We start from the raw sequence: 11059 nt of genomic DNA, 5'->3' as shown, positions 1-11059 counted from the left end.
AAGTGGTTCAGTTGGGGTGACAGCTATCGGGTGCAGGTGCTGGATGAAGAGATGGAGACGATTGTGATTGCATTGGTTATTGCGATTGATTGTGTGAAGGCTGATGAGTCGGCTGCTTCTTCTAATGCGTCGTTTTAAAGGAGAAATGTGAGAGCGCGGGGACGGATCCCCGCGCATTTTATTATAGTTTAAAGGAAGCGTTAGCTCCGTCCCCATACTCCCCGTTTTTAATTATAAATTAGGAACATTTACTTTACAAAAAGTGGGATTAGTTTTTGTTCATTAACATCCACTAAGCCAAGATCGCTAATCCTAATCTCTGGAATAACGGTTAACGTCAATGAGGATAAAGCCATTGACGGTGATCGCCTGCCAACCTTAACGCCCATTGATCGAGCTTTTTCATTGAATTTTTCCACTTTTGGAGATAGCTCTTCTATCGTTTCAGGGGCCATTAAGCCTGCTATTGGAAGATCTACCTGAGCAACAACGTTACCATTTTCAACAAGGCAAAGTCCTCCACCGACCTCCTGTAAACGTTCTGCAGCTTGCAGCATATCAGGTGCGTTTGTACCCGCTACTACTAGGTTGTGGCTATCATGTGAAACCGTTGTTGCATACGCTCCACTTTGAAGACCAGAATTTTTCAACACACCGACAAAAGGCTTGCGATTTTGTCCGTGGCGGCCAACAACTGCCACATAGACATAATCAGGAGGCAACGTACTTATTTCACCGTTGCTTACTTCTGCCTCTAATGTACCTTGTTTTGTCGTTCCAATTGGTGTCATTTCCATTGTGTTAAGAGTAACTTTCCCGTTTTGAACGGGTGCTTTAATAGAAAAATCCTCTACTTGCAATGAAGGAAGGCGGACTGTATTTTTAAGTAATGGAGGAATATTGCTGTTAATGTCAGCCGTTACTTTTCCATCTGCCACCATTTGTGTTCCTTGTACAAATACATCATCTACCCGCATCGTTTCCAATGAATCTACCAAAGAAAAATCTGCTAAATATCCTGCAGCAATTGCTCCTCGATCTCGAAGTCCATAACGTATGGCTCCTCCAAGTGTTGCGTAGCGAATGGCTAGCGGAGCAGGAATCCCTTCTTCAATAGCACGCCGTACAACTCGATTCATCTGGCCATTTTTCAACATATCATTAGGCTCTATATCATCTGTGCACATGGCTATATTAGAAGCGTATGGTACGGATTTCCATGCCTTAGCAGCAATATCCGCAAACTGACTCACACTCGATTCTCTAATATAAATCAGCATTCCTGCCCGTAATTTCTCAAGAATTTCTTCTTCCGACCGGCTTTCATGATCGGAATTCACTCCAGCTGATAAATAGGCATGCAATTGTCGGCCGGAAACTCTTGGTGCATGTCCTTCATTTTAAACATTATAACGTTATATTGACTGGAGCTGAGAAAAATGTTAATCTGTTTTTGCAAAGAGAAATTATCTAGGTAAAAAAATATAATTAACCGTTTACATTATTTAAGTATGACCAAAAGGGATGATAGACATGACAACCAGGTTCGTTTTACGGAATGTAAAAACGACTAATGGAAATACTGCAGATATTGTAGTGAAAAACAGAAAAATTGCAGAAATTGCTCCCGCAGGAACCGGAGCAGGAGATGAAATAGTGGATTTTAACCATAAAGTCTACATTTCCAGTGGATGGATTGACATGCATGTACATGCCTTCCCCGTATTCGATCCTTACGGAGATGATATTGATGAGATTGGTTATAAATCAGGTGTAACAACGATTATTGATGCTGGAAGTACCGGGGCTGATCGGATTCATGACTTGGTTAGCAATTCAAAAAAATCCAAAACAAATGTATTCGCTTTCTTGAATATTTCACGAATTGGCTTAAAACAAGTCGATGAGCTATCTGATCTTTCTTGGCTAAATGAAGAAGAGTTAATAAAGGCCGTAACAGAAAATAAGAATTTCATTGTTGGACTTAAAGCCAGAATAAGTAAAAGTGTGGTTGGTCCCAACGGTGTTGAACCTTTAAAAAAGGCTCGCAAGTTTTCAAAGGAAACTGATTTACCGCTTATGGTTCATATTGGATCAGGACCTCCGGATATTAATGATGTCCTTGATTTACTCGAGAAAGATGATGTTATTACCCATTACTTAAATGGGAAAGCCAATAATTTATTTGAGAAATCTGGTCATCCTCTTTCTAAGCTTCATAAAGCAATTGAACGGGGAGTTCATTTGGATGTTGGCCATGGAAATGCAAGTTTCTCCTTTCAAACAGCAGAACAGGCTAAAGAGCACGGTATTCACTTTGATACGATCAGTACAGATATTTATCGAAAAAATCGGCTGCAGGGGCCGGTCTACAGCATGGCTAACGTCTTAACAAAATTTTTGCTTTTGGGTTATTCCCTTGAAGAGGTTATTGATGCAGTGACAGTAAATCCAGCAAAGTGGCTAAGAAAGCCTGCTCTTGGGAGGATTTTAGAAGGCGATAGTGCAAACCTCACATTATTTTCGGTTGAAGATGAATCGATTGTGCTGCAAGATTCTGAAGGCGAGAAACGAAAAGCAGCCCAAAGAATTTCAGTAAAAGGAGTGGTTATAAATGGAGAATACATTGAATGCTAAATATGGATTAAAACGAGTTATCAATGCAAGTGGAAGGATGAGTATTTTAGGAGTTTCAGCTCCAACGGATACGGTGATGGAAGCAATGAAAATGGGCGGGCAAAATTATGTTGAAATTTCCGATTTAGTCGATAGGGCAGGAGAACACATTGCCGGTCTCCTTCAATCTGAAGCAGCGGTTGTCGTAAACTCTGCGTCTAGTGGAATTGCTCTTTCTACAGCGGCGATTGTCACGGAAGGAAACCTTCGAAAAAGTGAAAGACTTCACCAAGAAACGATTCCACAAAATGAGATCATCATGTTAAAAGGCCATAATGTGCAATATGGTGCACCGGTAGAAACAATGGTTTATCTTGGCGGAGGGAAGCTGGTTGAGGTTGGCTATGCCAATGAAGGTAAAGCAGAGCATATCGCTGATGCGATAAATGAAAATACGGCAGCAATTTTATTCGTAAAGTCTCATCATGCTGTTCAAAAAAATATGATTTCAGTGGAAGAGGCATGGGAAGTGGCACAAGCGAATAACGTTCCTATGATTGTCGATGCGGCTGCGGAAGAAGATTTAAAGAAATATGTACAATTTTCTGATTTAGCCATTTACAGTGGCTCGAAAGCGATTGAAGGACCAACATCTGGAATCGTTGCCGGAAAACAAAACTATATTGAATGGTTAAAAGTTCAGCTGCATTGTAGTGGAAGAAGCATGAAGGTCGGGAAGGAAACCACGTTTGGCCTGTTGCAGGCATTGGATGAATATTTTGACAAAAAGGACAATAGTGAAAAGGAAAAAGCCAGTCTGGAAGTTCTAAAATCATTAGATTCAATCGATGGTGTAAAAGTAACCATTGTACAAGACGAAGCGGGACGAGCCATTTTTAGAGCAAGGATTCACATAGATCCTGCTATTGCCCAAATAACAGCGAAAGAAGTAAATGACAAGTTGAGAAATGGAAACATTGCCATTTATACGAGGGATTACGGAATTCGCCAAGGCTTCTTTGATATTGACCCTCGTCCGCTGCAAGGTGATGACATCCAAGTGATAAAGACGACTTTAAAAGCAATTTTAGGAGGAGAAGAATGATGAATAGTGAAAAACGTTTTTATCAAAACCGAGTAGCTTTAAATGTATTAGCTAATAGTGTTGAAAATGCAAAGGAAGTTTTTGACGCAGCTGAAGGACATGTTTTAGTAGGTGTGCTTTCAAAAGATTACCCTACAGTTGAGGACGCTGTTTCGGCTATGAAGGAATATGGAGCTGCTATAGATGATGCCGTTTCAATCGGATTAGGCGCTGGCGATAATAAACAGGCTGCTGTTGTAGCAGAAATTACTAAATACTATTCTGGAAGCCATATTAATCAAGTTTTTCCTTCTGTAGGGGCTACTCGAGCAAATTTAGGAGAAAATGAGGGCTGGATTAATTCCCTTGTTTCGCCAACCGGCAAAGTGGGTTATGTCAATATTTCTACTGGTCCTATAAGTGCTGGAACAGAGGAATCAGCTATCGTCCCAATTAAATCCGCTATTGCTCTAGTGCGGGATATGGGAGGAAATGCATTGAAATACTTCCCGATGAAGGGGTTAAAGCATGAAGACGAATTTCGTGCAGTAGCAAAAGCTTGTGGAGAGGAAGGATTTGCCTTAGAGCCAACCGGGGGCATTGATTTAGAAAATTTCGGAAGTATCTTAGAGATCGCATTAGAAGCAAAAGTGCCTAAAATTATTCCTCATGTGTATTCGTCTATTATTCATAAAGAGACTGGAAAAACAAACGAGGAAGATGTAAGAAAATTATTAGCGACTACAAAAGATCTGGTTGCTCAATATGCCTAAAAAAGTCATTGCATTTGGAGAAGTGATGATGCGGCTGCAGGTGCCAGGTTACGAACTGATGACACAAGCGAATACATTACAATACTCTTTTTCAGGCACGGGAGTAAACGTAGCTTCTGCAATGAAAAATCTTGGCTATGATGGATATGTTGTTACAAAATTACCGAATAACCCTTTAGGGGATGCAGCCATTTCTTTTTTGCAGCGTTTAGGAATTGAGAGAGATTTCATTTCCAGAGGTGGTAAATATGTAGGCATGTATTTTTTAGAAAATGGCTTCGGACAGCGTGCGAGCCGTGTAACCTATACGAATCGCCTGGAAAGCAGCTTTAATACAGCTAACGGTTCTGATTATGATATGGATTTGATTGCTGAAAATGCCGATATCGTTCATTTTTGTGGCATTACGCTTGCCATGACAGATCAGGTCCGTGAGAACATGAAACTACTTGCCAAAAAAGTAAAAGAAAAAGGCGGCCTTGTCTGCTTTGATTGTAATTACCGCCCATCTTTATGGGATGGGGGCTATATTCAAGCAAAACCTCATTATGAAGATATGCTTGCTTTAGCTGATATCGTCTTGATGAATGAAAAAGATGCAATGTTTACATTAGGAATGGTGACGGACAAAACATCAAAGGAAGAACAACTGAAGGATCTTATTCCGACTGTGGCAAAAAGGTTTCACATTCAAACAATAGCAGGAACCCATCGGGCGATTAACAGCGATAATACTCATTCACTAAAAGGCTATATCTATAAAAACGAATCATTTGTATTTTCAAAGAGCACTTCTTTTTCTGTATATGATAGAATTGGTGCTGGCGATGCTTATACCAGTGGTATTCTACATGGTGAACTGGCTGGATTTCCTTCTGAGAAAACAGTCCAGTTTGCAGCAACAGCTGGAATGCTTGCATGTACTATCGCCGGGGATACCCCAATGTCAACAGAAACGGAGATCCTGTCGGCCATGACAGGAACGATTGAAGATATAAAAAGGTAAAGGCAGGAGATAGGGAATGAATGTGAATAGAAAAAAAGGTCCGTTGTATGTTCAAATTAAAGAGATTTTGAAAGATCGTATTTTACATGGTGAATACGCTATTAACACAAACATTCCCTCTGAGCCTCAATTAGAAGAAGAATTCAATGTGAGTAAAATAACTGTTCGGAATGCGATAAAGGAACTTGTTCAAGAAGGATATTTAGAAAAAAAAAGCGGCAAAGGAACGAAAGTAATTTCAAATGTTACCATTGCAAAGCTTTCAAAAGGAAAGCGCTTTACAGAGATATTGGTAGAGGAAGGACACCATATTAGCAAAAAAGTAGTAAGCATCAAGAAGGTCGAAGTGTTTTCAGAATCCGAACTTCATTCAATATTCGGGGATCATTGTATTCAAATTGAACGGCTTTACTTATTGGACAATGAGCCGTATATCTACTTTACTCATTATTTTTTATTAGACTTAAGTGAAGAAGAGTTAAATGATGTTCAGATTAATTCTTTGTATCGCTTTTTGGAGAAACATCATATTCGTCTTGAATCATTTCGCGATGAGTTCGCTGTAGCCATTGCACCTGCTCATATTTGTGAAACATTTAAACTGGAAAAAGACACACCTTTATTAAAAAGAATAAGACGTTCCAGCGATGAAGAGGGGAACGTATTGGAGTATAGCGAAGGCTACTACCATACAGAAAAACAAAACTATATTGTTACGTATAATGATTCCGCACAATAACTAGCTTTTAGCGATAAATGGAAGCGTTTTCCTGGAGGAGAGGGATTATGGATATATATTTACTAGGCATTACAATAATAGCAATCATCATTGTTATATTAGGAGTATCATGGTGGAAATGGCATGCATTCATAAGTTTAACAGTAGCAAGCATATTTCTGGCTGTTTTTTCAGGATTACCACTGGATCAAATTGTCCACGGGTATGAAACAGGGGTTGGGGCTGTCCTTGGACATCTAGTTGGTATATTAGCACTTGGTACCATCTTAGGAAAGATGATGTCTGATTCAGGAGCTGGAATGCAAGTAGCTGATTTCTTTATTAAACGATTTAATGTAAAGAATCTTCCGTGGGCTATGCTCCTATCAGGATTTATTATCGGGATTCCGGTATTTTTTGAAGTTGGTTTAGTGATCTTACTTCCTTTAGTTATTTCTATTCGTAAATCAACGAAGCAGAATATTTTATTAATAGGTATTCCTGTTCTGGCAGGATTATCGATAGTCCATGGTTTAGTCCCGCCACATCCAGGGGCGATGACAGCAATTGGTATTTATAATGCAAACATGGGCCATGTTCTTCTTTATTCATTAATCATTGCTTTTCCAACAGCATTAATTGCTGGACCAATTTTTGCAAAATGGATTCATAAAAGGGTAATTCCTGTTGGGGAACCAGAACTGATTCGTGTGGAAACAAAGTCAAATCAATTACCGAGTACTGGGATCTCCTTTTTCATAATCTTGTTGCCTGTTCTATTAATGGTTCTTACTTTAGTTGCACCATATCTTTCATTTCCTGGATTCATTGAAAGATTCCTATTATTAATTGGAAGCCCTGTCATAGCTCTATTAATCTCTTGTTTTGCTGCTTACTACTTCTTGGGTTACCGCCAAGGAGCGGATAAGAATCTATTAAAAAAATTAACAGACGAGTGTTTATTACCACTTGCTTCCATTATCCTTATTATCGGTGCCGGTGGAGGCTTTAAGCAAATTCTAATTGACAGCGGTGTGGGTAATGCCATTGCAACGATGGCTGAACAAATTTCCTTATCACCAATTATCCTTGCCTTCTTGGTGGCAGGTCTAATCCGGGTAGCCACTGGCTCAGCAACTGTTGCATTAACAACAGCAGCTGGAATCGTATCGCCAGTTGTGGCACATATGTCAGGAGTTAATTTAGAATTACTTGTTATCGCAACAGGTGCTGGATCACTTATGCTCTCACATGTGAATGACGCAGGTTTTTGGTTAGTAAAAGAGTATATGGGGTTAACTGTAAAAGAAACGTTCAAAACATGGACAGTGATGGAAACGATCCTATCGTTTGTTGCATTTGGATTAACTTTATTATTAGATGTATTTATTTAAAAAAGATATACCTGTTATTCGAAGAGCGTTGTCCCAAAGGTAAATTTGGGACAACGCTTTTTATGATGCCCTCGGCATGGGCTAAAACTTGGTGGTGAAAATCTACTATAAGTTGAAGTTAACTATTTTACCACATGAGTTGGAATTTTTATCGGATCAAGTATCACCAGTGCACTTGAAGTTTATTCCCATTTGGATCGTAAAAGTGAAAATAGGCATGCCCATTATCTTCTTGTATATCATCAACCCTGACGCCATTATCTACTAGATGTTCATGGAATTTAGATAATTCAGGACTGGTAAAGCCAATGTTAAAGGCTGACTCATTTTGAATTGTAAAATGTGCATAGGTTTCATCAGGAGTTGGGACCAAAATAAGTAAGAATGGTCCATCATTTACTTTTATAACCGCATATGGATCCTCTGTAATGGTCAACAATTGCAGTCCTAACACGTCTCTATACCAACGTGCAGACTCCTCTAAATCCCTCACAGGGATTCTAATGTAATGAACTTGTTCAATAAACGATTTACTCATTATGTATCTCTCCTTTATTTAATTGGATAGAAGGTAAAAGTAAGAATCTACTTTTATTCTAACATAATTTTACAATTTGTAGTCTGTAAATTCTGAATAACAGAGTAAGATATAACGGTATGTAATGAAGCCAGTAATAAGGATTGATGGAAATCGGATGAGTGATAAAGTAAAAGACTTATGAGTGGGGAGACATAATCATGAGGCAGCTATATGATGGAAAGGTAGATAAAAAAGGAACGGGGCCGTATATCGTATGATGTTACTCGACTAATCGACTAGAAAAAATTTAGAGAATTAGGCCTGACCCTGGTACGCTAAAGCATCTTTTTGTTATGACTTCGTATCGATATTCTATTCTCCAACCATCCCGTCTCCATCATTGTCTCGCATATGAGGATATAACCAGTGATCGCTTGTGATTGGCATGCTGAAGCCGGCTGCTTTTGCTTCTTTAATTGTAACGAGTCCACTACCGTCCGTATCAATGCTTGAGATGTTGCCTTCTGTGTTTGAATTCGTTGAGTTTGTGTTGGTGCTCTCTGAACTGGAAGGCTTACTTTCTGTTAGACCGAGTGATTCGTTTACTTCATCAGGGTTCACATTGTCGAAATTATCAACGATTACGTTTCCTTTTAAAGTATAGGTATACTGATAACTTGAAGGAATCTGCGTCTCCGTATTTGGATAGGTGATGATGGCTTCAAAATCTGTGGCTCCACCAGCGTCACGGATACTTTTTTCCATATACGCTTGATCACCGTGGCGGTTAAGCGTGCTTTCTTGAGGCGTGATATTATAAGCATTCGATACCCCGCCGAGAGAATCAGCAATGATATGTCCTTCATCTAAAATGTCACTTTCTACACCAGGAACCTTTGCCTCATCAGAGTAGTATCTGCCAGACGATGATACCGGTTCGTTACGATCATCTTGTATTATGATTTCGTCAGCAATGACACGCACCAGCTGACCGTATTCATTCGTGAATGCCCAATACTCACGGTCCCCAAACCCAATGTCCACGACGACGTTCGGTTGACGATATCCGGACAAATCACCACCATCGACCTCAAGGAGATCTAATCCTGGAAACTCTTCATCATTTGTTTCAGGTGAGATTTCTTCTGCGACTGCTTCCTCTACTTCAGGCTCCTCCACAACCTCCGGAGCAGCTTCTTCCTTTACACCTTTTAAATCAGTTTTCTCCGTTGCTGCTACTTTCGCATCTGCTTCTTTATCTGTCGTGGCTGCACCTTCTGCGTTGGCACAACCAACAATAAAGATAGTCGTTAAAAGCAAGAGTAATCCGTTTATTTTCTTTTTCATTTTTAGACACTCCTAAAATATCTTACTTAATGGCCGAAATCACCTTGTTCATTTTACCGCAAATTGTTAATATCCCTTTGAATTTTCACTAATCTGAATAAAAACACATTTCAAATAATTGTTGTGCTAATAAGAAACCCATACCGTTTTATACGGCAAGAGTTCTTTTGGCAAAAAAAAGAACTGACAACCTTTTCAGGTGCCGGCTCTACAATACATATGCGAATTGCTTCTTATATATACGTTGGATATAAACCGGGGTCTGGAATACGAGGAGGATTTCCTGCTAACTCTTCCCCAGTTCCTTATAGGGAAGGCTGTTCGCAATGTCGTGGTATCCTTTCTCTAGGAGCGACTGTCATTGAGGAGAAAATCTTTATCACAGGGCTTGGCATTATGATTTCGTTCTATTAAACTGTAAATAAACTATCCTATTGTAATTTATTAACAATTGACCAGGGAACTGAAAGTCTAATCAGTACTTAATGAAAAAATGATGATTATTGAAAGGAGGTGGGTTAATGGAAAAAAAGTTCTGCACTTAAGTTTCTTCCTTAAGATTTTAATAGTTGCTCTATAATTTTTTATTTGCTTCAACTCCCCCCAAGTTAAGACCACATTAAACTTCTTTTTTTACTCGCACTATCTCTAAAAATCTTTCAAAATTTCAAATTTAAAGGTTCTACAAATGACTTGATCATTGGATAGGAAGAGGGATGCTATGTGTTTTGAAGAAGAATATCAGACCTTTATGAATAGTCACTTACAGACCAGAACCGGCGAACGGCTGCGGCGCTTACAGGAAGGTCACAAACATGCTGAAATGTTGTTTTTGAAACAAGTGTGGTGGCCATTATTTCACCATTTTCGGTATCTGCATCCAGAATATGAGGTCAATGATTTTAAGGATGGCAAAAGGTACTTGGACTTTGCTTATATTCGTCCTACCATCCAGATTTGCCTTGAGATTGACGGGTTCGGTCCTCATTTACAAAAAATAAGCAGATGGCAATTTTCCGATAACTTGGAACGTCAAAACCAATTGGTGATTGACGGATGGACCGTAATCCGCTTTTCGTATGACCAAGTTAAAGAGAAGCCTCGTCGATGCCAACAAATTATTCAGCAGGTGATTGGCCGATGGTTGGGGGATGAGCTGGATCAGACCACTCTCTCCTTAGTCGAAAAGGAAGTGCTGCGGCTAGTGATTCGAAAAGGAGAGCACATAACCCCTATAGAAGTCGCGAAGTATTTGAAACTAAGTGGCAAGACGGTTAGAAAAGTACTTTCACAACTAGTTGATAAACAGATGTTGACTCCCGCTTCTGGGACAGTGAGAGTCCGCTCTTACCAGTTAGGGAGTCAGGTAAGGCACATTCATCAAATAAGTAGAGGGAAAAATTACCCTTAATCGGGAAATACCATTGTGATTAACTTAAATAGAGGGAAAAATTTCTCTTATTAGACTCAGACCGCTTTAAAACAGAAAATTTGCTATGTATAAGCGGAAAAACTCCCCTTATTCCCCAAAAAGCGAGTAATAATGTGGAAATAACGGAATAATCTCCTCTTATTACCTATCGCTAAATACTCAATTAATT

Annotated in this window: 10 protein-coding genes; 7 read left to right on the top strand and 3 right to left on the bottom strand. The window is 39.4% G+C overall.

Features of this window, described 5'->3' with window-relative positions; all coding sequences use genetic code 11:
• Positions 1–248: 248 nt before the first annotated feature.
• Complete coding sequence (locus HP456_RS14135; RefSeq protein ID WP_172252168.1) at positions 249–1340, bottom strand: adenine deaminase C-terminal domain-containing protein; 1092 nt, start codon at positions 1338–1340, stop codon at positions 249–251.
• Positions 1341–1533: 193 nt separating this feature from the next.
• Here HP456_RS14135 and HP456_RS14130 point away from each other — a divergent pair, with 193 nt between their 5' ends.
• The 6 genes from HP456_RS14130 to HP456_RS14105 are packed head-to-tail and all read left to right on the top strand — an operon-like array spanning position 1534 to position 7591.
• Entirely contained in the window at positions 1534–2637 is a 1104-nt protein-coding gene (locus HP456_RS14130) for an amidohydrolase/deacetylase family metallohydrolase (protein WP_172252170.1), read from the top strand.
• Entirely contained in the window at positions 2615–3721 is a 1107-nt protein-coding gene (locus HP456_RS14125) for a DgaE family pyridoxal phosphate-dependent ammonia lyase (protein WP_172252166.1), read from the top strand. Before HP456_RS14130 ends, HP456_RS14125 begins: the two co-directional genes overlap by 23 nt.
• Positions 3718–4473: a 2-dehydro-3-deoxy-phosphogluconate aldolase gene (dagF, locus tag HP456_RS14120; protein WP_172252164.1), complete on the top strand. Its 756-nt coding sequence runs from the start codon at positions 3718–3720 to the stop codon at positions 4471–4473. The genes HP456_RS14125 and dagF overlap by 4 nt, the downstream gene beginning before the upstream one ends.
• Positions 4466–5479, top strand: coding sequence for a sugar kinase (locus tag HP456_RS14115; RefSeq protein ID WP_172252162.1), 1014 nt, complete (start codon positions 4466–4468; stop codon positions 5477–5479). The genes dagF and HP456_RS14115 overlap by 8 nt, the downstream gene beginning before the upstream one ends.
• Before the next feature lie 16 nt (positions 5480–5495).
• The gene (locus HP456_RS14110; protein WP_172252160.1) at positions 5496–6218 is read left to right on the top strand and encodes a GntR family transcriptional regulator; all 723 of its coding nucleotides are present in this window, start codon (positions 5496–5498) and stop codon (positions 6216–6218) included.
• 47 nt (positions 6219–6265) lie between these two features.
• Complete coding sequence (locus tag HP456_RS14105; RefSeq protein WP_172252158.1) at positions 6266–7591, top strand: GntT/GntP/DsdX family permease; 1326 nt, start codon at positions 6266–6268, stop codon at positions 7589–7591.
• A 163-nt stretch (positions 7592–7754) separates the two neighbouring features.
• On the opposite strand, the gene HP456_RS14100 is transcribed toward HP456_RS14105, so the two are convergent.
• The gene (locus tag HP456_RS14100) at positions 7755–8129 is read right to left on the bottom strand and encodes a VOC family protein (protein ID WP_172252156.1); all 375 of its coding nucleotides are present in this window, start codon (positions 8127–8129) and stop codon (positions 7755–7757) included.
• A 354-nt stretch (positions 8130–8483) separates the two neighbouring features.
• Positions 8484–9458, bottom strand: coding sequence for a DNA/RNA non-specific endonuclease (locus HP456_RS14095; protein ID WP_172252154.1), 975 nt, complete (start codon positions 9456–9458; stop codon positions 8484–8486).
• Positions 9459–10179: 721 nt separating this feature from the next.
• Between HP456_RS14095 and HP456_RS14090 the strand changes: the two genes are divergently transcribed.
• Positions 10180–10869, top strand: a complete 690-nt coding sequence (locus HP456_RS14090; protein ID WP_172252152.1) for a helix-turn-helix domain-containing protein — start codon at positions 10180–10182, stop codon at positions 10867–10869.
• Positions 10870–11059 lie beyond the last annotated feature (190 nt).

Source organism: Bacillus haikouensis (assembly GCF_013179555.1).
GTDB classification, from domain to species: domain Bacteria; phylum Bacillota; class Bacilli; order Bacillales; family Bacillaceae_B; genus Rossellomorea; species Rossellomorea haikouensis_A.
The sequence above is the reverse complement of the archived record's forward strand: the minus strand, read 5'-3'. Positions and strand labels throughout refer to the sequence as shown.